Here is a 21,010-nt window from a genome sequence, read left to right as displayed (position 1 = left end):
CCTCGAACGACACGGAGTGATGCGGTGAGCAGCCTGCACGGGCCGATCGCCCTCACGCTCGGAGACCCGGCCGGCATCGGCCCGGAACTCGCCCTGATGGCGTGGCGCCTGCGCGATGCGGGCACCGGCCTGCCCCCCTTCTTCCTCGTCGCCGACCCCGACTTCGTCGAGCGGCGGGCGAGCGCGCTCAACCTGCAGGTTCCCATCGCCGATGTCGGCCCGGACCTCGCCACCGAGGTGTTCGGGCGCGCCCTCCCGGTGATGGCCCTGCCGAGCGGCGCGGCCGTTCACGCGGTGGCGGGGCGCCCCGATTCCGCCCATGCCGGCGCGATCCTGGAATCGATCACCACCGCGGTGGACCTCGTCCGTTCCGGGGCGGCCGCCGCCCTGGTCACCAACCCGATCGCCAAGTACGTGCTCACGCAGGTCGGCTTCGCCCATCCGGGCCATACCGAGTTCCTGGCCGCCTGCTCCGTCGCCCCCGGCGAGACGCCACCGCTCCCCGTGATGATGCTCTGGAGCGAGACCCTCGCGGTGGTGCCCGTCACCATCCACGTCGCCCTGCGGCGGGTCCCCGAACTGCTGACGCAGGACCTCGTCATGCGCACCGCCCGCATCGTGGCGGAGGACCTGCGGCGGCGCTTCGGCCTCGCCCGGCCGCGCCTCGTCCTCTCCGGCCTCAACCCCCATGCGGGCGAGAACGCCACCATGGGCACGGAGGACCGCGACGTGCTGGAGCCGGCCGTGCTGCAGTTGCAGACCGAGGGCATCGACATCCGCGGGCCGCTGCCCGCCGACACCCTCTTCCACGAACGGGCGCGGGCGACCTACGACGTCGCGCTGACGCCGACCCATGACCAGGCCCTGATCCCGATCAAGACCCTGGCCTTCGACGAGGGCGTGAACGTCACCCTCGGACTCCCCTTCATCCGCACCTCGCCGGACCACGGCACGGCCTTCGACATCGCCGGCAAGGGCATCGCCCGACCCGACAGCCTGATGGCGGCACTCCGCCTCGCCGCCCGTCTCGTGAAGGCCGGGGCGTGAGCGAGGACGGGAGCGTCAGCCTCGACGGCCTGCCGCCCCTTCGGGAGGTGGTGCGCCGGCACGGCCTGGAACCCAAGAAGGCGCTGGGCCAGAACTTCCTGTTCGATCTCAACCTGACCGGGCGGATCGCCCGGTCGGCCGGCCCGCTCGAGGGCATCACCGTGGTCGAGATCGGGCCTGGCCCCGGTGGCCTCACCCGCGCGCTGCTGGCGGAGGGCGCCGCCCGGGTCATCGCGATCGAGCGCGATCCGCGCGCCCTGCCGGCGCTTGCGGAGATCGCGGCGCATTACCCCGGGCGCCTCGAGGTGGTCGATGCCGACGCCCTGAGCTTCGACCCCGTGCCCCTGATCGGCGCGGGTCCGGTACGGATCGTCGCCAACCTGCCCTACAACATCGGCACGCCGCTTCTCGTCGGCTGGCTCGCCGGGGGCGCGTGGCCGCCCTGGTGGGAGTCCCTGACGCTGATGTTCCAGCGCGAGGTGGCCGAGCGCATCGTCGCGGACGAGGAGGATCGGGCGAATTACGGCCGCCTCGGCGTTCTCTGCGGCTGGCGCACCGAGGCGCATATCCTGTTCGACGTGGCGCCCTCGGCCTTCGTGCCGCCGCCGAAGGTGACCTCGTCCATCGTCCGGCTGACGCCCCGGCGCGATCCCCTGCCCTGCTCGGTCCAGGCGCTCGAGGCGATCACCCGGGCGGCCTTCGGGCAGCGGCGCAAGATGCTGCGCCAAAGCCTCAAGGCGGCGGTCCCGGACCCGGCCCGGCTCCTGGCGGCCGCCGGCATTCCCGAGACCGCGCGGGCCGAGGAGGTCCCGGTCGCCGCCTTCGTGGCGATGGCCCAGGCCTACCGCCCCGTCTGATCCACCGGCACGAGAAAGGGCCGCGCGGATGCCTCCGCGCGGCCCTCTTCATTCATCGGTGTCGGACGGGGCCGAGCGTCAGCGACCCTGCTGGATCGCCGAGAGGACCCAGCGGCCGCCGCGCTCGCGCACGAAGGTCCAGAGTTCCACCGCCTCCGGCTCGCCGGTCTCGACGACCCGGTCGGTCCGGCGATCGAGCGTCACGTCCTTGATGGCGTAGCGCATCGCCACCGTGGCGTACTCGGCATTGCCCTCGCCCCAGGACTCGGAGAGGTCGCCCTGGAGGAGCTTCACGTCGGAGATCCGGTTGACGACGCCGCGCGCCTCGTTGGCCTGCAGTTCCTCGATGAAGTAGCCGGCCATCTCCGGAGTCGCGAGGTTGCGCAGGGCCGCGACGTCCCCACGGCCATAGGCCGCCTGCACGTCGTTGAGGGCGATCTCGAAGCTCTCGAAGTCGCCGGGACCGATCTGGACGGGACGCGCCTGCACCGGCTGGACCGGGGCGGGACCGCGCTGGGCCTGGCCCGGGTTGCCACCCATCGGAGCCCCCCCGAGCGGAGAACCACCCATCGGACCCGGATTCGCGCCGGCGCCGTCGAGGTTCGAGCGGGACAGGCCGGCGGCGGCCGGCTGGCCTTGGCGCCGACGGAACCAGCGCACCGCGAAGGCGACGAGCAGGACCACGAGGCCGACCTGCAGGATCAGGCCGAGGAAGGAGGCGATGCCGCCGAGGCCGCCGAAGAAGCCGCCGCCGAGGAGCGCGCCGAGCAGGCCCGCGCCGAGGAGGCCGGCCATGAAGCCGCCGCCGAAGCGTCGGCCGGGCTGCGCGGCGGTGTTCATGCCGGGATTGCCCATGGCCGGGCCGGGCTGGGTCTGCGAGCGCTGGATCGGGGCCGGCGCGCCGGGGGCCGTCGTGGTGGCCGAGGGCGGCGCGTAGGTGCGCGAGCCGCGCGAACCCATGCCACCGCTGCTGCCGCTTCCGGGACGCGCCTCGACGACGGGCGCTGCGAGGACCAGCGTCGCGGCGAGCGCGAGGATGGACGCCGCGCGCTTCCGGCGAGTGGTGGAGGTGAGCATGAAAACGCCTCTGGTGAACAACAGGGAAGTCCGGCGACTACGCCGCTCCTGATATGGTGACGTCCGCGCCGGAGTTTTAGTCCGGTGTTCCTCGCGAAATCCCTGCGATTTCCCTCAATGCGCGGCGGGAAACACCATCCGGACCGTGGCGCCCTCCCCGGGCTTCGAGTCGATCGACACCGTGCCGTTCTGGCGCTTGACGAGGCCGTGCACGATGGCGAGCCCGGCGCCGCGGCCGGCCTCGCGACTGGTGACGAAGGGCGCCAGGGCGCGGGCCGCCATCTCGGGCGACATGCCCTGGCCCTCGTCGGTCACCGTGATGCCGACCGCGCCGTCGCCCGGCCGCTTCAGGGCGCGGTCGCCCGGGGGCACCGCGAAGGTGGCGATGACGATGCGTCCGGGCGCCGGCATCGCCTCGCAGGAATTGGCGACGATGTGGCTGAGGGCGAGCTCGATCTGCGTCGGGTTGCTGAGGCCGCAGGCGAGCCCCGGCGTGGTCCGGATCTCGAGGGCGACGCGGGCCGGAAGCGTCGGCCCGATGCGCGCCCCGAATGCCTCGATCAGCCGGTTCAGGTCGACCGGGCGGACGTCGGGGGCGATGCGCCGCGAGAAGGCGAGGAGCTGCCGGGTCAGGGTGGTGGCGCGCTCGGCCGCATCCGTCGAGCGCACGATGGCGCGCTGGATGAAGGGCTCGTCGCGGTCGCCCAGGCGCCGCTTCAGCCCGTCGATGTAGCCGATCAGGATCTGGAGGAAGTTGTTGAACTCGTGCGCCACGCTGTTGGTGAGGAGGCCCAGGGCCTCGCGCTGGCGCGAGAGCGCGAGGGCGCCCTCGGCGTCGCGCCGCCGGGTCACGTCGACGACCTGCGCGAGGCGGTAGGGCGTCCCCGTCACCGGGACGACGAAGACCTGCGCCCAGAACGTCGCGCCGCCGCCCGGCCGCGCGAGGACCTCGACGCCCTCCGGAGCCCCGGCGGCGAGGGCCGCAGCGAACGCGGCGCCGGATTCCCGGTCGCCGTCGAGCCCCAGCCAGGCGTGCAGGTCGCCGTCGAGGGGGGCGTCGGGGGATCGCCGGACAAGATCGAGGAGCGCGCGGTTGGCGCGGACGACGCGGCCGCCGGACGCCTCCGGCGCCAGGAGGGCCGCCGGCACCGCCGAGGCGGTCAGCAGTCGGACGAGCCCGGCCTCCGGCTCGCCCTCAGCAGCGTGATCGTCCGTCCGGGGCAATGCCATGGCCTGTCCGCCGATCCGGGGCGCGCGGCCCCTCCGGCCCCAAGGCATAGCGGCAACCGCGGCAACGGCAAAGCTGTGCCGGACAGGCTACTGGCGCACCCACATCACCCGGCCGATCCAGGCGATGTCGCTGACGTTGACGACCCGGTCCGCGTGGTCGGGATTGAGCGAGGCCAGCTCGATGGTGCGGGCGGTCTTGCGCTTGAGTTCCTTGGCCAGGACCTCGCCGGCGGCGAGCCGGACCACGACCCGGTCGCCCTTGCGGACCCCGGCGGTCGGCGACACGATGAGCACGTCGCCGTCGCGGTAGAGCGGCATCATCGAATCGCCCTGCACTTCCAGGGCGAAGGCGCGGTCGTCGGCGAGATCCGGAAACTCGATCTCCTCCCAGCCGGGACCGCCCGTCGGCATGCCCTCGTCCGTGAACAGGCGCCCGGCGCCGGCCTGGGTCATACCGATCAACGGGATCATCGTGCGCGCCGGTCCGTCGCGCGCCTCGATCAGCCGGAGAAACTCGTCGAGGCTCGCCCCGGTGGCGGCGAGCACCTTGGAGACCGATTCGGTGGAGGGCCAGCGCTTGCGGCCGTCGGGGCCGATGCGCTTCGACCGGTTGAAGCTGGTGGCATCCAGGCCGGCTCTGCGGGCGAGGCCGGACGCGGAGAATCCATGACGTTCCGCTAGGCGGTCGATGGCGGTCCAGATCTGTTCATGAGACAGCATCGAAAGCTCAGAGCGAATTACGGCTAAGACGTCCAGCCTAGAGATAGGAAAGTAGAACTAAAAACCGCGAAAAGCAATGGTGCCGGGGTTGCAAATTCAGTTCGATCTGCAATCGCGACATCCTGGCAACTCATGACTTCAACTGTATCCGTGCGGTTGCGGTTTGGATCCGCGCCGCGGCGTTTGATCGACCCTGCGAAACCCGATAGGGAGCGGGCATGCCGCTCATCTACAAGATCTCCCCCCGAGCCGTCTGGCGTGAGGCCGAGGCCATCGGCCGCTTCGCGGGCGCTCCGGTCGACCGCGCCGACGGCTATATCCACTTCTCCAGCGCGGACCAGGTGGCCGAGACCGCGGCACGCCACTTCGCCGGCGTCGGGGACCTCGTCCTCGTCGCCGTGGAGGCCGAGGCCCTGGGTCCGGCCCTGCGCTACGAACCGTCGCGGGGCGGCGCCCTGTTCCCGCATCTCTACGCCGACCTCGACCTGACGGCCGTCCGCTCCGTCACCGAACTGCCCCTGGGCGCCGACGGACGCCACGTCCTCCCGACCGGTCTCGCCGCGGGACGTCCCGCATGATCGGCGCTCTCTTCCCCCTTGCCAAGCCCCTGCTGCACCGCCTCGACGCCGAGACGGCGCACAACCTGACCCTGCGCGGGCTCGCCGCCCTGCCGCCCCTCCGGCCCCCGGCCGACGATGCCCGGCTGGCGGTCGAGGTCCTGGGGCGCCGGTTCCCGAACCCGGTCGGCCTGGCGGCGGGCTTCGACAAGGGTGCGGAGGTCCCCGATGCCCTGCTCGGACTCGGCTTCGGCTTCGTCGAGGTGGGCGGGGTCGTTCCGAAGGCGCAGCCGGGCAATCCGCGCCCGCGGGTCTTCCGGCTCACGCAGGATCGGGCGGTGATCAACCGCTTCGGCCTGAACAGCGAGGGCCTCGACGTGGTCCGGGGGCGCCTCGCCGCCCGAAAGGGCCGGCCGGGCCGGGTCGGCGTCAACATCGGCGCGAACAAGGATTCGACCGACCGCCTCGCCGATTACGTCGCCTGCACCCGCGCCCTGGCGCCGCTGGTGGATTTCGTCACCGTCAACGTGTCCTCGCCGAACACGCCCGGCCTGCGCGACCTCCAGGGCGAGGCTTTCCTCGACGAATTGCTCGCCCGCGTGGTCGAGGCCCGGGACGCGACCCATCCGGCCACCGCCATCCTGCTGAAGATCGCCCCCGACATCACCCTGGAGGCCCTCGATGCGATGACGGCCACCGCCCTCCGGCGCGGCGTCCAGGGCCTGGTGGTGTCCAACACGACGATCGCCCGGCCCGGGACCCTGCGCGAATCGGGGCTCGCCCGCGAGACCGGCGGCCTCTCCGGCCGGCCGCTCTTCACGGCGGCGACCCGGCTCCTCGCCGAGGCTCACCTCCGGGTCGGCGGCAAGCTGCCCCTCGTCGGCGTCGGCGGGATCGACTCGGCCGAGACCGCGTGGACCAAGATCCGAGCCGGCGCCAGCCTGCTCCAGCTCTATTCGAGTCTGGTCTATGCCGGCCCCGGTCTGATTCCCGAGATCAAGGCCGGCATCCTCACCCGGATGAAGGCCGAGGGCGCCACGCAGCTCGCCCCCCTGGTCGGGCGCGACGCCGCCGCCCTGGCCAAGCTGCCGGGTTGAGGACGGCGCGCGGCTAGAACCGCCCGGCCAGGGTCAGGCGCAAAGCCGTCGGCTCGACGGGGTGGAAATGCCGGTCGGCGACGCCGTCCGCCGCCTCGCCGGGCAGGCGGGAGGTGTAGAAGTAGGTGATCTGGTCGGCCTTGGCGTTGGTCAGGTTCAGCACGTCGAGGGACAGGCTGATCCCGCTGTCGAAGTTGTAGCCGACCCGGCCGTTCACGAGGGCGGTCGGGCGCGAGCGCACCGAATTGTCCTCGATCAGCGGCCGCGGCCCGAAGTAGCGAAGGCGCATCGACCCGAACCAGCCCGGTCCGTCGCCGAAGGTGACGCCGGCCGAGGCGATCGTGGTGGGCGCCTCCGGCACCCGGTTGCCGATCGGGTCGCGATCCGCGAAGCGGGCGTTGGTCACCGTCAGGTCGCCCTCCAGGGAGAGCCAGGGCGTCACCGCGTAGCGGTTGGTCCACTCGACGCCGAAGCGGCGGGTCGGGCGGCTCGGCTCGGTGGTGCCGCTGTCGCCCTGGAACAGGTTCTCGGAGGCGAAATCGAGCTGGAACAGCGTCACGGCCGTCTCCAGCCCGGCGATGCTCCGGTTGCGCAGGCCGATCTCCGAGCCCGTGGAGGGTACGAGGAAGGGCGAGCGGCTGATGTTGAACAGCGGGCTCGTCGGGTCGACGGTGGCGGTGACGCCGCGGGAGTCGTTGGAATGGAAGCCGCCGCCGTAATTCACGAACAGCTCGGTGTCGAACCAGGGCCCGAGCACCAGCCCGAGCTTCGGGTTGACGATGCCGTCCCGGGCGCGCCCGGAATTGGCCGGGGTGTCCGAGCGGACATCGGCGTAGAACCCGTCGGCGCGAAAACCCAGGCTGGTCCGCAGCCAGTCGGTCCAGCGCACCCTATTCTCGACGTAGAACGCCGCGCTCGCCTCCAGCACCCGGTCGTCCAGCACGGTCGAGCGGTACTGCCGCGCGGCGGTGTTGAACAGGCCGACCCGGATGTCGTCGGTGCGGGTCTGGACGCCGAACTCGTTCTCCATGGCCAGGCCGAACAGGCTGCCCGGGACGGTGTGGCTGACTTCGCCGCCGCCGAGAACGCGGCTGTCGCGCTGGCGGAACTGGTCGCCGGCGACCGGATCGTTCAGGAAGTAGGTGAAGTCGTTGAACAGGTTCATCCCGTAGCGGATCACGTAGGCGCTCGCCCGGGTGATGCCGGCCTCGCCCGTCCGGCTCCAGCGGCCCGAGAGCGAGAAGCGGCCGGTGTCGCCGCCATCCGTGGGGTTCAGGCTGCCGAAGCGGCCGATCAGGCCCTCCGCGACCGCCCGCTCCGGGATCTGGTTGGTGGCGTTCCACTTCGCCCAGTAGGCCATGCCCGTCAGGGCGAAGCCGTCGAGGGCCGTGCCCTGGCTGTAGCGGACGACGCCGTTGAGCTTGGCGAGCCGGTCCGGCACGTCCCAGGGCCCGTCATAGGTCTGGGCCTCGCCGGCCACGAGCAGGTGGCCCGCGCCGAGGGGCGCGGAGGCGATGCTGAGCGCGCGCTTGTAGCCGAAGCTGCCCAGCGAGGTCAGGGCGAGGTTGCGCTCGACCGTGTCGAGGTAGTCGATCCGCACCGAGCCGGCGGAGGCGAAGTCGCCGTCGCGGACGAAGTAGGGTCCCTTGTGGAACTCAACGGCGCCGACGAGCTCGGGGATGAGGAAATTCAGATCGGCGTAGCCCTGGCCGTGGGCATGGGTGCGCATGTTCACCGGCATCCCGTCCACGTGAAGCGCGATGTCGGTGCCGTGGTCGAGGTTGAACCCGCGCAGGAAGAACTGGTTGGCCTTCCCCTCCCCGGAATGCTGGGTGACGATGAGGCCGGGCACGCTCTCCAGGGCCTCGCCCGGCCGGGTGATCGGCCGGCTGTTGAGCGCCGCGCCCGAGATCACGCCGGCGCTCGCCGCATCGACGGTCCGGAGGCCGCCGCCGATCCCGGTGACCCCGCCGACGAACCCGGCACTGGCGGCCGGTCCGGCCCCGCCGGTCGGCGGCGCCTCGGCGGTCACGGAGAGTTCGGCGAGGTCCGCCTGCGCGGTCTGGGCGCCGGCATCGCGGATTGCGGCGCCGGTGGACGCGAGGCCGGCGCAGGAGGCCAGGAGCCAGGATCGATAGGTGGGCCGTGAACGGGGCAATGACCCGGAACGGAAGGACGGCATGGGACCTCGGGCGACGTCTGTGGCACGTCACCGCGAACGAGGCCGGTGCGGATGCCGCACGGCATCCACCCCGACACCCATCAGGACACCCCGCCCGATGCGTTTCGCGTGTGACCACGACTGACGGCAGGTCTCCTGGCTCGCGGGTCACCGCCCTCTCATCGTCTTCCCAGGCCGGACAGGCCCAGTGACGTGCTGATGAGGGGCTCGCCGCTCACAGTTGCGGGGGCAGCCGCGGCCTCGGGCTCACACCCTCACCGCGTTCCCTTTTGATCCTCGTCGACGAGGAACCGTCGCGGGACAGGAGGCCCGATGGGCCGCGGCGGCGTCAATGGCCGCGCGCGCTTTTCCAGGCCTGTGTGCCCGGTGCGCGACAGGGCGCCCTCAGCCCCGGCCGTCCGGCTTCCGGGCCGGCTCGCGCCGATGCCCGGTCCCGGCCAGCACCGCGCCGCCGGCCGCGAGGCCGAGGAGGATCCACTTCAGGGGAAGCCGCTCCGCGCCCTCGCTGCGCTGGGGCTCGGTCACCATGTGGCCGGCCGGGAGCTCGACCCCGGGCTTGCCGTAGGCCTGCGCGTCGGCGATCTGCTCGGCCGACACGGCCCATTCGGCGCCGACCTGGCGGTCATGCGCCATCACCGCGAGGCCGACCGCGAGGGCGACGGCCGCCGCCGCGAAGATCCTCACCGGCGTCCTCATGTCCCGCGCTCCCGCATCCCGGGCGTCCCCGCCACTGTTCCGGACCGAGGGTTAGGCGATCGGCGGGCGCTTCACCAGGGACCGGGACCGGCGACGGGCCCCCGGTCTTCCGCAATGCAGCTGGGAACGATTTTAACCTGCTGGACACCGGCTCTGCAAAAAACGCATGGGACCCCTAACGGCATGACTGGCCTGCGTTTTCGCGTGATTGAGCGCCCGCGCCGCATCGCGATATCGCTGGGTGGCCACGGCCCCGTTTCGCGACCGATCCTCGGCCGCGCGGGACCGTCCCAGGACCCGTTCATGGATCACCCGGTCGCGACCCCGAAGCGTTCGTCCGCCGCCGGCGGCTGGGGGGCCCTGAAGAGCTGCGGCAAGCATCTGCTCGGCAGCCGCGCCCCGCTCTCGGGGGCCCGCGCCATGCTGAAGGCCAACCAGCCCGACGGCTTCGACTGCCCGGGCTGCGCCTGGGGCGACCCGGAGCACGGCTCCTCCTTCGAGTTCTGCGAGAACGGCGTGAAGGCGGTCTCCTGGGAGGCTACCGACAAGCGCACGCCGCCGAAGTTCTTCGCCCGCCACACCGTGACCGAGCTGCGCGGCTGGACCGATTACGCCCTGGAGGGCGAGGGCCGCCTGACCCATCCGATGCGCTACGACGCGTCAAGCGACCGCTACGTCGCCACCACCTGGGACGCGGCCTTCGCCGAGATCGGCGCCACCCTGCGCGGGCTCGACCACCCGGACCAGGCCGAGTTCTACACCTCGGGCCGCGCCTCCAACGAGGCCGCCTATCTCTACCAGCTCTTCGCCCGGCACTACGGCACCAACAACTTCCCCGACTGCTCCAACATGTGCCACGAGGCCAGCGGCATCGCCCTGCAGGCGGCCATCGGCGTCGGCAAGGGCACCGTGCTCCTGGAGGATTTCGAGAAGGCCGACGCCATCTTCGTGGTCGGGCAGAACCCCGGCACCAACCATCCGCGCATGCTCGGCGACCTGCGGCGCGCCGCCCAGCGCGGCGCGAAGGTGGTGGTGTTCAATCCCGTGCGCGAGCGCGGGCTCGAGCGCTTCGCCGACCCGCAGAACACCGTGGAGATGCTGCGCGGCGCCAGCGCGCCGGTGGCGAGCCACTATTATCAGCCGCGCCTCGGCGGCGACATGGCGGCGTTCCGGGGCATCGCCAAGGCGGTGTTCGCGGCCGACGACGCGGCGCTCGCCGCCGGCCAGCCCTCGCGCCTCGACCGGACCTTCCTGCGCAACCACACGGCGGACTACGAGGCCTACCGGGCCGCCGTCGATGCCACGTCCTGGGACGCCATCGAGGACCAGTCCGGCCTCTCCCGGGCCGACATCGAGATTGCGGCCGAGGTCTATCTGGCGGCCGACAAGGTGATCTGCACCTGGGCGATGGGCGTGACCCAGCACCGCCACTCGGTGGCCACCATCCGCGAGCTGACCAACGTCATGCTCCTGCGCGGCCATGTCGGCCGCCCCGGCACCGGCCTGTGCCCCGTGCGCGGCCATTCCAACGTGCAGGGCGACCGCACCGTCGGCATCAACGAGAAGCCCCCGGCCGCCCTCCTCGATGCCCTGGAGCGGACCTTCGGCTTCCCCGCCCCGCGCCGGCACGGGCACAACGTGCTGGCCGCCATCGGCGCCATGCTCGACGGCTCCTCGAGGGCCTTCATCGGTCTCGGCGGAAACTTCGCCCGCGCGACGCCGGACACCGCCCTGGTGGCCCGGGCGCTGGCCTCCTGCGAACTCACCGTCCACATCGCGACGAAGCTCAACCACTCGCACCTCGTGCCGGGCCGGGTCGCCTACCTGCTGCCCTGCCTCGGCCGCACCGAGATAGACCGGAATTCGAAGGGCAAGACCCAGATCGTCACGGTCGAGGATTCAATGAGCATGGTCCACGGCTCGGGGGGCATCAACAAGCCGGCCTCGCCCGAACTGCGCTCCGAGATCGGCATCATCGCAGGGATGGCGGCGGCGACCGTCGGTTCGGAGCGGGTGAACTGGGCCGCCCTCGCCGACGATTACGACGGCATCCGCGACCTGATCGAGCGCACGATCCCGGGCTTTGCCGGCTACAACCTGCGCGTCCGGCGCCCGCGCGGCTTCATGCTGAAGAACCTCGCCGCCGAGCGCAGCTTCGAGACGCCGACCGGCCGGGCCAACTTCTCCGCCGGCCCGCTCCCGGAGGCGACGGAGCACCAGCAGGCCAAGCGCGCGGCCGACACCTTCGTGCTCCAGACCTTCCGCAGCCACGACCAGTACAACACCACGATCTACGGCCTCGACGACCGCTACCGCGGCGTCTACGGCGAGCGCCGCGTGGTCTTCGCCCATCCGGACGACCTGGCCGAGATCCGCGCCCGGGCCGGCGACCGGGTCGACATCGTCGGCACCCACGCGGACGGCATCACGCGGGTAGCCGAGGATTTCCGCCTCGTGCCCTTCGACATGCCGCGCGGGTCGCTCGCGGGCTATTATCCGGAGCTCAACGTCCTCGTGCCGCTCTCGACCTTCGGTGCGGAGAGCGACACGCCGACCTCGAAATCGGTGCTGGTCCGCCTGCGCCGACCGGCCGCCGCATGAGCGAACCGCCGGCCGACGCGGAGACGTTCCTCGCGGTCACTGATTCGGTCGCCGCCCTCCAGCCCGGCCTCTCGACCCTGGAGGCCGGAATCCTCGCCGCCCTCCACCTCGACCTCGCCCGCGACAGCCGCAGCTTCGCGCGGGTGTTCGGCCTGGAGCACGCCCTGGTGCTGCGGGCGGTGGAGACGCTGGCGAGCGAGGCAGGACTCCTCGCCCTGACCAACAGGAACGCGCGGACCCAGCGGACGCACTACGCTCCCAGCCCGGCGGGGGAGACCGTGCTGGCGCATCTGCACGGGTGACTTCGGGGCAACGAGCCTCTTTCCACCCGGACGGCGCCTACCTGACCGGCTATCGCGGGTGCTCGCCGCGCGATCCCTCACCCTCTGCGGGAGAGGGTGGCCCGCGAAGCGGGTCGGGTGAGGGGCGCCCGTTGTCCGGAGCGGTCGCCCCCTCTCCCGCCCGCTCCGCAGGCACCCTCCCCCGCAGAGGGGGGAGGGTGGCACACGACACCCCGTGCTCCGGGCTTCCCGTTCAGCGCTTGATCGCCACCGGGCCGTTCATGCCCGGCCAGTCCGAGTAGCCGTTGGCGCCGCCGCCGTACCAGTACGGCTTCGGGGCCTCGGCCAGCGGCGCGCCGGTCGCCAGGCGCTGCACCAGGTCCGGGTTGGCGATGTAGGGGCGGCCGAAGCTGAACAGGTCGGCGCGGCCCTCCGCGAGGTCCTTCTCGGCGAGTTCCAGGGTATACTGGTTGTTGCCGATATAGACGCCCTTGAAGCGCTTGCGGATCTGGCCGAAATCGACCGAGTCCGGCACGTCGCGGGTCTGCTGCGTGACGCCCTCGATGGTGTGGACGTAGAGCAGGCCGAAGGCGTTGAGGGCCTCCACGTAGGCGCCGAAGGTCGCCTTCGGGTCGCTGTCGAGGGGGGTCTTGCCGGGCTCGGTGGTCGCCGGCGACAGGCGGATGCCGACGCGGTGGCCGCCGCCCCAGACCTCGGTGACCGCCTTTACCACGGCCAGCGGAAAGCGCAGGCGGTTCTCGATCGAGCCGCCGTACTGGTCGGTGCGGTGGTTGGTGGAATCGCGCACGAACTGCTCGAGCAGATAGTTGTTGGCCGAGTGGATCTCGACCCCGTCGAAGCCGGCGCGCTTGGCGTTCTCGGCGGCCCGGCGGTAATCCTCGACGATGCCGGGGATCTCGTCCGTCTCCAGCGCCCGCGGCGTCACGTGCGGCTGCATGCCGGTTTCGGTGAAGGCCGTGCCTTCGGGCTTGAGCGCCGAGGGTGCCACCGGCAATTGCCCGTCCGGCTGCACGTCGGGATGCGAGATCCGGCCGGTGTGCCAGAGCTGCAGGAAGATCAGCCCGCCATTGGCGTGGACCCCGGCGGTGACCGGCTTCCAGGCCTCGACCTGCGCCTCGCTCCAGATGCCGGGGGTGTAGGCGTAGCCGACCGCCTGGGGCGAGATGTTGGTGGCCTCGCTGATGATGAGGCCGGCATTGGCGCGCTGGGCGTAGTAATCCACTGCGAAGTCCGGCGGCACGCCCTCGGTGGAGGAGCGGCTCCGGGTCAGCGGCGCCATCACGACGCGGTTCTTCAGGGTGAGGTCGCCCAGGGTGAAGGGTTCGAGGATCGGGCTCATGCAGTCGGCTGTGTCCTGGAGGGCGCCGGGCGCGCAGACACGCCGGGCTTCAGCCGGGACAAGCAGCGACGCCGGGCGGTGTTCCCGCCGGCGCCGGCCCCGCTCTCAATACCCCTTGGCGGCGATCGCCTCGCGCCAGTTCACCGCCCGGCGAGCCATGCCGATGTGCTGGCGCTCGTACATGCGGCCCTCGATCTTGATCGCGCCGCGCTTGGCGTTCTCCTCGCGGTCGAAGGCCTCGATGACCAGGCGGGCGCGGCGGACCTCCTCGTCGGAGGGGGCAAAGCAGGTGTTGGCCGGCTCGAGCTGGTTGGGGTGGATGAGCGTCTTGCCGTCGAAGCCGAGGTCGCGCGCCTGCTGGCACTCGGCCCGGCACCCGTCCACGTCCGCGATGTCGTTCCAGACGCCGTCGAGGATGGTCAGGCCCTCCGCGCGGGCAGCCGCCAGGGTGAACATCATCCAGGGCAGCATCGGCACGCGGCCGGGCACGAGCTGCGCCCAGGTGTCCTTGGCCAGATCGTTGGTGCCGAGCACGAAGCAGGTGAGGCGGGTGCGCCGGTCCCGCTGCGCCTTGGCGATGTCCTGGATGTTCAGGATCGCGGCCGGGGTCTCGATCATCGCCCAGACGGCGATGCTCTCCGGGGCGTCGAGGGCCTCGAGGTGGTTGGCGATGCTCTCCAGCACGGCCGGCGAGGACACCTTCGGCATCAGGATCGCGTCGGGGCGCGCCTCGATCGCCGCCTTCAGGTCGGCCTCGCCCCAGGGCGTCTGGGGGGCGTTGACGCGGATGATGATCTCGCGCTCGCCGTAGCCGCCGCCCTTCACGGCGGCGCAGACCTGCTCGCGGGCGACCTCCTTGGCGTCCGGCGCCACCGCATCCTCCAGGTCGAGGATCAGCGAATCGGCGGCCAGGGTCTTCGCCTTGTCGAGGGCGCGCTGGTTCGAACCGGGCATATACAGCACGCTGCGGCGAAGGCGGAGGTCGGACATGAGGTATTCCCGTGGTTTGCGCTGAAGCTTAGTGCAACACGCCGGCGGAGACACCCCGACGATGCCGGAATGGCGTGGCATTCCAGCGATTCTGTTGCACCGCACTGGCCCGAACCGGACGAGACCTTTGCGCCGTCCGACCGGATCAGTGCCGCAGGGGCGCGGTCACGCTGAAGGTCACGGTGTAGTCCGGGTCCTCGATCAGCGCGTCGGCCTCGGTGAGCTGGTAGTGGCCAGGCGAGGCCGGCTCGATCGCTTCGAGGACGGGCGCCACGACGTAGGGCTCGCCGGTGTCGCTGCGCAGGAGGGTGATCCCGATCTCCGCATCGACGGCGGTCACCGGCCCGAACACCTGCTCGCGCCGCACCAGGGTGCCGTCGTGCTGGAGGTAGGTGATGCCGACGAGGAGCGTCGCGCCGATCAGCTGGTCGGCGAAGTCCTGGTCCCAGGCGAGGCCACCCTCGTCGTCCGCTGGCTCGGTCATCCCGCAGGAATGGCGAAAAACCGCCCGCCGGGCAACCCGATCTCAGAACAGGCGGCTGCCGTTCGGCACAGCCTGGTCGGGGCGGAACAGCACCACCGCGCCCTGGGTATCGGCGAAGCCCAGGGTCAGCACCTCGGACAGGAACTTGCCGATCTGCCGCGGCGGGAAGTTCACCACCGCGGCGACCTGCCGGCCGGGCAGGTCCTCCGCCCGGTAATGCCCGGTGATCTGCGCGCTCGACCGCTTCGTGCCGATCGCCGGCCCGAAATCGATGACGAGCTTGAGGGCGGGCTTGCGCGCCTCCGGGAAGGGCTCGGCCGACACGACGGTGCCGACACGGATGTCCACGGCCAGGAAGGCATCGAAGTCGATGGCCGGCGCGGCCGGCGCGTCGGCGGCGTGGGTGACGTGCATGGCGGTCAGGCCGCGCGGAGCTGGCGGCGCTTGCCGGCGGAGGAGACCTGCATCAGCGCGACCATGACCAGGATGGTGCCGAGGTAGACCAGCACCTGCATGCCGCTCGGGCGGTCGGTGTAGCCGACGAGGGCATGGAGCACGCGGCCGACGAGGCTGTCCTCGCGCAGGATGGCGGAGGTGTTCCAGAGCGGCCGGTCGAGCACGGTGATCAGGCCCGCATTGGTCAGGAACTGCGCCGCCTGCGCCGCGAGGCCCGCCGCCAACAGGACGATGAGGCCGCTCGTCACCGAGAAGACGTAGCGGGTCGGGATCGCCGCGAGGCCGAAATAGCTGACCGAGGAGGTCGCGGCGCCGACGGCGACGCCGGCGAGCGCCCCGAACTGGATGTCCGGCCCGGAAGTGCCCGAGGCGACGAGGCCGTAGAGGAACAGTACCAGCTCGGCACCCTCGCGCAGGATCGCGGCGCCGACCACGAGAGCGAGGCCGGCAGCCGTGCTCTGGCCGGTGCGCACCGCCTCGCCGGCGGCCCGCAATTCGCCCGCGAGCTCGCGCCCGTGCTTGGCCATCCAGGTGTTGTGCCAGATCAGCATCAGCACGGCGACGATCAGCACGCCCGCATTGAGGATCTCCTGGCCGGCGCCCTCGAAGGCATCGGAGATCGTCTCGGCGAACAAAGCCACCAGGGCGGCGCCCGCGAGGCCGCCGAGGACGCCGAGGCCGATCCAGCGGCCGCGCCCGGCGATGCCGCGGGTGGCGGCCAGCACGATGCCGATGATGAGGCCCGCCTCGATGACCTCGCGGAAGGCGATGACGAAGGCTCCGATCATGCGGAGGTTTCCTTTTCGCGTGTTCGCAGTCGCGGCCGTGACGACCGCCCTACCAGATCCAGAACAGCAGCACCCAGCCGGAGACCGAGAGGGCGCAGGCGGCGGCGATGCCCAGCGTCGCCCCGATGCGGCGCAGGCCCCGGGCCGAGAGCCCGGCCACCGACCAGGCGAGCCGGACGCTCCACAGGCTGGTGCCCAGGAGCAGCGCGGCGCGCATCTCCGAGACGTAGGGGATGAGGATGCCGTCGCCGCGAAGGAACGTGACGGTGAGGGCCGAGAGGCCGAGGAAGACGCCGCAGCCCGCCACCGGGATCAGCGTCTGGGTGAGGTGGTGGAAGCGCGCCCGCGTCCAGCCGAGGGACAGGGTGGCCAGGGCCACGAGGCCCGAGAGGGAGAGGCCGAGCACGATCGCGGTGGCGGCGATGTAGCCCAGCAGCAGCCCGCCATCGAGGAGGCTGAGCACGTCGTTGTGCTCGGGATAGTTCGTCAGGATGTACCAGGGCAGCGTGGTCTCGAGGGGCCAGGTCGTGCCGCGCTCGATCAGCCAGGTGGCCAGCGCCTGCTTGACGTCGATGAACCAGGGGCTCGACGACCACTGGAAGGCGCCGACGGCCAGGCCCATCATGCCGAACAGGATGAGCACGGTCTGGTCGAGGCTCGGCTCGGTGCCGGCGACGTGGACGATCTCGTGGGTGGGCGAGCGCCGGGCGAGGCGCACGGCGCCGCGATAGCCCGAGCAGCGCCCGCACATGTGGCAGGCGCCCGCGCCGTTCATGGTCTTCACCGGCACCAGCGGGGCACAATTGAACCCCGTCCCGCCTTTCGGCTTCGGCGAGGCCGCCCAGGCCGCGTGATCGACCTGGAAGCTCACCGGCGCGAGCTTGGCGAGCACGGCGAAGACGCCGTTGACGGGGCAGAGGTAGCGGCACCAGACCCGCTTGTTGCGGCCGTAGAGCAGCCCGACCACGATCGCCGCCACGGTGGAGCCGCCGAGCACCGCGAGCACCGGCTTCGGGTAGCCGTAGACGCTGACCATCTGGCCGTAGACCGTGGTCCCGGCGAAGGCCACGAAGGGCCAGCCGCCCCAGGTGATCCAGCGAGGCACGGCGCGGCCGAGGCTCCAGCGGCTGGCGAACTCGGTCAGCGCGCCCTCGGGGCAGAGGATGCCGCACCAGGCCCGTCCGACCACCACCATGCTGACCAGCACGAAGGGCCACCAGATGCCCCAGAAGGCGAACTGGGCGAAGACGGTCAGGTCGTTCCACAGGTGCGCGCTGCGGTCGGGCAGCGGCAGGAAGGCCGGCACGGCGACCAGCACGAGGTAGATTGCGACCACGCCCCACTGGATGGTGCGGATCGCGCCGCCGTGGCGCTGCATCCAGGCCCCGAGATCGGCGAGCTTCGCGTCGATCCAGGCGTCTCGGGCGTCGTGCGGCGTGATGGACGTCGAGACTGCCATTCCGGTTGGGTTCGCCAGGGTTGTCGAGGCCGCTTACTTCGCCACCAGGGTGGCCTTGGAATTGGGGTGGAAGTCGTCGAACACGTCGTAGCTGCCGGGATCGACGGTGCGGAAGACGATGGAGGAGGTCGCGCCCGCGGCGAGCGCCTTCTCGCGCTTCAGCTCCACGCTCTCGAACTCCACCGGGCTGGTTCCCGTATTGGTGATCTCGAGCTTGAAGCGGGTGTTGGCCGGGACCTCGATGACGTTCGGGGTGATGGTCCCGTCCTTCATCTCGACCTTGATGACCGGCAGGTCTTCGGCGCGCGCCGCGGAGGCGGCGAGGAGGCCGCCCGCGAGGGCGCAGGCCAGGATGCGGCGGAGAACGGCCATGGGGCTCAGTAGGCTCCCTTCTTGCCGATACCCGCGAAGGTGAAGTCCTGGATCAGGTCGAAGGGCTTGAACCACTCGGCGACGCCGGTCTCCTTGTCGACGTGGCGGCCGAAATGGCTGTGCGGGCCGGGCGGCGCGACGGTGAGCTTCAGGCGGTAGCGGCCGGGGCCGGAGAGCTTGACGTTGTCGCCGTAATGCGGGCCGTCATTGGCGACCATCGGCATCAGCGAGCCGGAGACCTTCGGGCCGGTGGCGGCCTCGCCCTCCAGCTTGGTGATCTCGAAGCTGACCGTCAGCGACGGGACCCAGTCGCCCTCGGCGAAGCCGTTGCGGTTGTCCTTGGCGGCGTGGATGTCGGCCTCGAGGTGGATGTCGGACGCGGCTGCGGCGCGCATCATGTCCGGCGGGTCCATCTCGATGGGCTGAAGGTAGACGGCGCCCACCTCGATCCCGTTCTGGATGACGTGCGGGCCGATCGGCGTCTCCTTCGCCTGAGCGCCGCTCCCGAGGGAGACGGCGCCGGCGAACAGGAGGGCCAGGGCGAGGGAGGAGCGGAGATTCTTGCGCATCGTGGCTAGCGCGTAGACCAGACGATAAAACAAGCAAAGAGGCTTTTTCGTCACGTTCCTTAATCAGAACAATTCCAAACTAAGCTTCCACCTGACGACTCAAGTAAATCCCGCTGGATGCTTCAGTGTCTCGTCTTGCGCGCGGCCGGGAACGCAAGTGCCGGCACGCACCGCGTCAGACCGGCGTCACGCAGGCGTGAATTCGCCGGCCGGTTTATCCAGAGGGCGTTCGCCCGCCCGGGAGAAGGTTTGGCGCGTCAGCCCCGAATAGGCCAGCGCCTGGCTGATCCCGCGGCCGGCCAGCAGAATCAGGAACGAGAGCCACAGGCCCCCGTTGCCGAGGCCGGCGGCGTGGGCAGCGAACAGGGCGAGGCCGTAGAGGGCGCTTGCGGCGAGCATCAGGTTGCGCATCGCCCGCGTCCAGGTGGCGCCGATGTAGATGCCGTCGAAGGCGAAGGGCAGCGCGGCCATCAGGGGCGCCAGGGCGGCCGGCAGCAGGTAGAGCCGGGCCATCGCCCGCACCTCCGGGCTGGTGGTCACCGCGTCGATGAAGGCGTCGCCGGCGAGGAGGAAGGCGCCCGCGATGGCGCCGCCGAAGGCGAGGCACCAGAGCAGGCTCAGGCGCGCGGCGCGGCGGAAGCGGGCCTCGTCCCGGGCGCCCACCGCCTGCCCGCACAGGGTCTCGGCGGCGGTGGCGAAGCCGTCGAGGAAGAAGCCGCCGATCATGAAGAGATTCCACAGGACGGCGTTGGCGGCCAGCACCACGTCGCCGGAGCGGGCGCCGAGCGCCGAGAACAGGGTGATGCAGCCCACCAGCAGCAGGGTCCGGATCATCACGTCGGCGTTGACGCTGAGCATCCGGGCGAGGGCCAGCGGATCGCGCACCACCCGGAACGGCACCGCGAAGGGCCGCGAGCCGAGGCGCGCCAGGAGCACGAGCCCGAGGCCGGCGCCGGCCGCCTCGGCGATCAAGGTGGCGAGCCCGGCGCCGGCGACGCTCATGTCCGCGTACAGGACGAAGACGAGGGTGAGGACGATGTTGGTGAGGTTGATGGCGACCTGCAGGATCAGCCCGAGATCGGTCCGCCCGCGTCCCAGCACCGATCCGAGTATCGCGTAGTTCGCCAGGGTGAAGGGGGCGGCGAAGATGCGGATGTGGAAATAGGCCGCCAGCGCCGCGATCACGGCGGGGCTCGCCCCGCTCAGGGAGAAGGCGGCGCGGCCGATAGGCCCCTGCAGCACCACGATCACCAGCCCGACGAGCAGCGCCGCCGCGAGGGCACGCGCCAGCGTCCGGTCGACCTCGGCGGCGTCGCGGGCGCCCACCGCCTGCGCGGTGAGCCCGGCGGTGGCCATGCGCAGGGAGCCGAACGACCAGAAGATCGCGTCGAAGATCACCGCGCCGAGCGCCATCGCGCCGAGGAGCGCGGCATCGCCGAGCCGGCCGATCACGGTCGCGCCGACGAAGCCCAGCAGCGGCGTCGTCACGTTGGCGAGCGTCATCGGCAGGGCGAGCGCGAGGACGCGCCGGCTGGTGGCCGGTTGAGTGGACGGCGTCATGGCGATGAGGTCCTGCGGCGGCCTTTCGGGCGGCGGTCGATCCGATCAGTGGCAGCCGCAGCCGCTGCCGCAGCTTCCGCCCGTGTCGCTCGGGGGCGCGGCCGGCTTCGCGCTCCGGCGCACGGGATCGCGGCTTAGGCCCCGATCCTCCAGCTCGGACAGGTAGGTCGCCCAGCGGTTCCGGTACTCGCGCCCGAGATCGTAGAGGTATCCCCAGCCGAAGAGACCGGTATCGTGCATGTCGTCGAAGGTCAGCTTGACCGCGTAGTTGCCGATCGGCTCGACCTTGAGGATCGCAACGTCGCGCTTGCCGCCCACCACCTTGCGCTCGGAGGGCGAGTGGCCCTGCACCTCGGCCGAGGGGCTCGAGACCCGGAGGTACTCCGCCGGCAGGGCGAAGCGGCCGCCATCCTCGAAGGCGACGTTGAGCGTGCGCTTGTCGCCCGAGAGGCGGATCTCGGTGGGCCAGCGCTCGGGAGCGGCCGGGGCCGCGTGCGGATCGACAGCCTGTTGAGTCATGATGGCTTCCTTCCGGCCGCGTCGGCCGCCGGCCCCGACACGGATTGCCTTGCACAACGCTTGGTACAACGCTTGGCATGCATGGCGCCTGCGACCTACGCAAACTTG

General features: G+C 71.4%; 21 protein-coding genes and 1 riboswitch. Of the genes, 6 read left to right on the top strand and 15 right to left on the bottom strand.

Annotation, left to right across the window (positions count from 1 at the left end):
• Window positions 1–96 precede the first annotated feature (96 nt).
• Together pdxA and rsmA are read left to right on the top strand one after the other, a co-directional pair.
• Window positions 97–1,047, top strand: coding sequence for a 4-hydroxythreonine-4-phosphate dehydrogenase PdxA (gene pdxA, locus ASF49_RS02850; protein ID WP_431739880.1), 951 nt, complete (start codon window positions 97–99; stop codon window positions 1,045–1,047).
• A complete protein-coding gene (gene rsmA / locus ASF49_RS02845) occupies window positions 1,044–1,904 on the top strand; it encodes a 16S rRNA (adenine(1518)-N(6)/adenine(1519)-N(6))-dimethyltransferase RsmA (RefSeq protein ID WP_056467315.1) in 861 nt (286 codons plus the stop codon). The genes pdxA and rsmA overlap by 4 nt, the downstream gene beginning before the upstream one ends.
• A 78-nt stretch (window positions 1,905–1,982) precedes the next feature.
• Here rsmA and ASF49_RS02840 read toward each other — a convergent pair whose 3' ends face one another.
• From ASF49_RS02840 to ASF49_RS02830, 3 genes are all read right to left on the bottom strand, one after another.
• The gene (locus ASF49_RS02840; protein WP_056467312.1) at window positions 1,983–2,981 is read right to left on the bottom strand and encodes a TIM44-like domain-containing protein; all 999 of its coding nucleotides are present in this window, start codon (window positions 2,979–2,981) and stop codon (window positions 1,983–1,985) included.
• 114 nt (window positions 2,982–3,095) lie between these two features.
• Complete coding sequence (locus tag ASF49_RS02835; protein WP_056467309.1) at window positions 3,096–4,211, bottom strand: ATP-binding protein; 1,116 nt, start codon at window positions 4,209–4,211, stop codon at window positions 3,096–3,098.
• Window positions 4,212–4,298: 87 nt separating this feature from the next.
• Window positions 4,299–4,931: a S24 family peptidase gene (locus tag ASF49_RS02830; protein WP_056467306.1), complete on the bottom strand. Its 633-nt coding sequence runs from the start codon at window positions 4,929–4,931 to the stop codon at window positions 4,299–4,301.
• A gap of 218 nt (window positions 4,932–5,149) precedes the next feature.
• Between ASF49_RS02830 and ASF49_RS02825 the strand changes: the two genes are divergently transcribed.
• Window positions 5,150–5,509: a DUF952 domain-containing protein gene (locus tag ASF49_RS02825; protein ID WP_056467303.1), complete on the top strand. Its 360-nt coding sequence runs from the start codon at window positions 5,150–5,152 to the stop codon at window positions 5,507–5,509.
• Complete coding sequence (locus ASF49_RS02820) at window positions 5,506–6,585, top strand: quinone-dependent dihydroorotate dehydrogenase (protein ID WP_056467299.1); 1,080 nt, start codon at window positions 5,506–5,508, stop codon at window positions 6,583–6,585. The genes ASF49_RS02825 and ASF49_RS02820 overlap by 4 nt, the downstream gene beginning before the upstream one ends.
• A gap of 13 nt (window positions 6,586–6,598) precedes the next feature.
• Here ASF49_RS02820 and ASF49_RS02815 read toward each other — a convergent pair whose 3' ends face one another.
• Together ASF49_RS02815 and ASF49_RS02810 are read right to left on the bottom strand one after the other, a co-directional pair.
• Window positions 6,599–8,767, bottom strand: a complete 2,169-nt coding sequence (locus tag ASF49_RS02815; protein ID WP_156652780.1) for a TonB-dependent receptor — start codon at window positions 8,765–8,767, stop codon at window positions 6,599–6,601.
• 108 nt (window positions 8,768–8,875) lie between these two features.
• Window positions 8,876–9,075: riboswitch (cobalamin riboswitch) on the bottom strand.
• Between the two features lie 76 nt (window positions 9,076–9,151).
• On the bottom strand, window positions 9,152–9,463 hold the full coding sequence (locus tag ASF49_RS02810; RefSeq protein WP_056467296.1) for a hypothetical protein: 312 nt from the start codon (window positions 9,461–9,463) through the stop codon (window positions 9,152–9,154).
• A 303-nt stretch (window positions 9,464–9,766) separates the two neighbouring features.
• On the opposite strand from ASF49_RS02810, the gene ASF49_RS02805 reads away from it, so the two are divergent.
• Together ASF49_RS02805 and ASF49_RS02800 are read left to right on the top strand one after the other, a co-directional pair.
• On the top strand, window positions 9,767–12,064 hold the full coding sequence (locus ASF49_RS02805; RefSeq protein ID WP_056467293.1) for an FdhF/YdeP family oxidoreductase: 2,298 nt from the start codon (window positions 9,767–9,769) through the stop codon (window positions 12,062–12,064).
• Complete coding sequence (locus ASF49_RS02800; RefSeq protein WP_056467290.1) at window positions 12,061–12,366, top strand: hypothetical protein; 306 nt, start codon at window positions 12,061–12,063, stop codon at window positions 12,364–12,366. Before ASF49_RS02805 ends, ASF49_RS02800 begins: the two co-directional genes overlap by 4 nt.
• Before the next feature lie 232 nt (window positions 12,367–12,598).
• Here the strand turns inward: ASF49_RS02800 and ASF49_RS02795 are convergent, their stop codons facing one another.
• From ASF49_RS02795 to ASF49_RS02750, 10 genes are all read right to left on the bottom strand, one after another.
• The gene (locus tag ASF49_RS02795; RefSeq protein WP_056467287.1) at window positions 12,599–13,705 is read right to left on the bottom strand and encodes an alkene reductase; all 1,107 of its coding nucleotides are present in this window, start codon (window positions 13,703–13,705) and stop codon (window positions 12,599–12,601) included.
• 105 nt (window positions 13,706–13,810) lie between these two features.
• Window positions 13,811–14,695 carry an HpcH/HpaI aldolase/citrate lyase family protein gene (locus ASF49_RS02790; protein ID WP_056467284.1) on the bottom strand — a complete coding sequence of 295 codons (885 nt, stop codon included), beginning with the start codon at window positions 14,693–14,695 and terminating at the stop codon, window positions 13,811–13,813.
• A 145-nt stretch (window positions 14,696–14,840) separates the two neighbouring features.
• Window positions 14,841–15,179: a hypothetical protein gene (locus ASF49_RS02785; protein WP_056467281.1), complete on the bottom strand. Its 339-nt coding sequence runs from the start codon at window positions 15,177–15,179 to the stop codon at window positions 14,841–14,843.
• 42 nt (window positions 15,180–15,221) lie between these two features.
• Window positions 15,222–15,593, bottom strand: a complete 372-nt coding sequence (locus tag ASF49_RS02780) for a tRNA-binding protein (RefSeq protein WP_056467278.1) — start codon at window positions 15,591–15,593, stop codon at window positions 15,222–15,224.
• A gap of 5 nt (window positions 15,594–15,598) precedes the next feature.
• Window positions 15,599–16,423: an FTR1 family iron permease gene (locus tag ASF49_RS02775; protein WP_056467275.1), complete on the bottom strand. Its 825-nt coding sequence runs from the start codon at window positions 16,421–16,423 to the stop codon at window positions 15,599–15,601.
• 49 nt (window positions 16,424–16,472) lie between these two features.
• Window positions 16,473–17,882 carry a 4Fe-4S binding protein gene (locus tag ASF49_RS02770; RefSeq protein ID WP_056467271.1) on the bottom strand — a complete coding sequence of 470 codons (1,410 nt, stop codon included), beginning with the start codon at window positions 17,880–17,882 and terminating at the stop codon, window positions 16,473–16,475.
• A gap of 33 nt (window positions 17,883–17,915) precedes the next feature.
• Window positions 17,916–18,254, bottom strand: coding sequence for a cupredoxin domain-containing protein (locus ASF49_RS02765; RefSeq protein WP_056467267.1), 339 nt, complete (start codon window positions 18,252–18,254; stop codon window positions 17,916–17,918).
• A 5-nt stretch (window positions 18,255–18,259) separates the two neighbouring features.
• A complete protein-coding gene (locus ASF49_RS02760; protein ID WP_056467973.1) occupies window positions 18,260–18,823 on the bottom strand; it encodes an iron transporter in 564 nt (187 codons plus the stop codon).
• A gap of 186 nt (window positions 18,824–19,009) precedes the next feature.
• A complete protein-coding gene (locus tag ASF49_RS02755; RefSeq protein WP_056467264.1) occupies window positions 19,010–20,383 on the bottom strand; it encodes an MATE family efflux transporter in 1,374 nt (457 codons plus the stop codon).
• 45 nt (window positions 20,384–20,428) lie between these two features.
• The gene (locus ASF49_RS02750) at window positions 20,429–20,902 is read right to left on the bottom strand and encodes a gamma-butyrobetaine hydroxylase-like domain-containing protein (protein ID WP_056467261.1); all 474 of its coding nucleotides are present in this window, start codon (window positions 20,900–20,902) and stop codon (window positions 20,429–20,431) included.
• Between the last annotated feature and the right edge of the window lie 108 nt (window positions 20,903–21,010).

This window comes from Methylobacterium sp. Leaf104 (genome assembly GCF_001422885.1).
GTDB lineage: Bacteria > Pseudomonadota > Alphaproteobacteria > Rhizobiales > Beijerinckiaceae > Methylobacterium.
Note: the sequence above shows the minus strand (reverse complement) of the source record. Positions and strands in the feature narration are given on the sequence as shown.

Coding starts and splice junctions, on each gene's coding strand:
- pdxA (WP_431739880.1), top strand. CDS start 97: ATGGCGTGGCGCCTGCGCGATGCGGGCACCGGCCTGCCCCCCTTCTTC.
- ASF49_RS02840 (WP_056467312.1), bottom strand. CDS start 2,981: ATGCTCACCTCCACCACTCGCCGGAAGCGCGCGGCGTCCATCCTCGCG.
- ASF49_RS02835 (WP_056467309.1), bottom strand. CDS start 4,211: ATGGCATTGCCCCGGACGGACGATCACGCTGCTGAGGGCGAGCCGGAG.
- ASF49_RS02830 (WP_056467306.1), bottom strand. CDS start 4,931: ATGCTGTCTCATGAACAGATCTGGACCGCCATCGACCGCCTAGCGGAA.
- ASF49_RS02825 (WP_056467303.1), top strand. CDS start 5,150: ATGCCGCTCATCTACAAGATCTCCCCCCGAGCCGTCTGGCGTGAGGCC.
- ASF49_RS02820 (WP_056467299.1), top strand. CDS start 5,506: ATGATCGGCGCTCTCTTCCCCCTTGCCAAGCCCCTGCTGCACCGCCTC.
- ASF49_RS02815 (WP_156652780.1), bottom strand. CDS start 8,767: ATGCCGTCCTTCCGTTCCGGGTCATTGCCCCGTTCACGGCCCACCTAT.
- ASF49_RS02810 (WP_056467296.1), bottom strand. CDS start 9,463: ATGAGGACGCCGGTGAGGATCTTCGCGGCGGCGGCCGTCGCCCTCGCG.
- ASF49_RS02805 (WP_056467293.1), top strand. CDS start 9,767: ATGGATCACCCGGTCGCGACCCCGAAGCGTTCGTCCGCCGCCGGCGGC.
- ASF49_RS02800 (WP_056467290.1), top strand. CDS start 12,061: ATGAGCGAACCGCCGGCCGACGCGGAGACGTTCCTCGCGGTCACTGAT.
- ASF49_RS02795 (WP_056467287.1), bottom strand. CDS start 13,705: ATGAGCCCGATCCTCGAACCCTTCACCCTGGGCGACCTCACCCTGAAG.
- ASF49_RS02790 (WP_056467284.1), bottom strand. CDS start 14,695: ATGTCCGACCTCCGCCTTCGCCGCAGCGTGCTGTATATGCCCGGTTCG.
- ASF49_RS02785 (WP_056467281.1), bottom strand. CDS start 15,179: ATGACCGAGCCAGCGGACGACGAGGGTGGCCTCGCCTGGGACCAGGAC.
- ASF49_RS02780 (WP_056467278.1), bottom strand. CDS start 15,593: ATGCACGTCACCCACGCCGCCGACGCGCCGGCCGCGCCGGCCATCGAC.
- ASF49_RS02775 (WP_056467275.1), bottom strand. CDS start 16,423: ATGATCGGAGCCTTCGTCATCGCCTTCCGCGAGGTCATCGAGGCGGGC.
- ASF49_RS02770 (WP_056467271.1), bottom strand. CDS start 17,882: ATGGCAGTCTCGACGTCCATCACGCCGCACGACGCCCGAGACGCCTGG.
- ASF49_RS02765 (WP_056467267.1), bottom strand. CDS start 18,254: ATGGCCGTTCTCCGCCGCATCCTGGCCTGCGCCCTCGCGGGCGGCCTC.
- ASF49_RS02760 (WP_056467973.1), bottom strand. CDS start 18,823: ATGCGCAAGAATCTCCGCTCCTCCCTCGCCCTGGCCCTCCTGTTCGCC.
- ASF49_RS02755 (WP_056467264.1), bottom strand. CDS start 20,383: ATGACGCCGTCCACTCAACCGGCCACCAGCCGGCGCGTCCTCGCGCTC.
- ASF49_RS02750 (WP_056467261.1), bottom strand. CDS start 20,902: ATGACTCAACAGGCTGTCGATCCGCACGCGGCCCCGGCCGCTCCCGAG.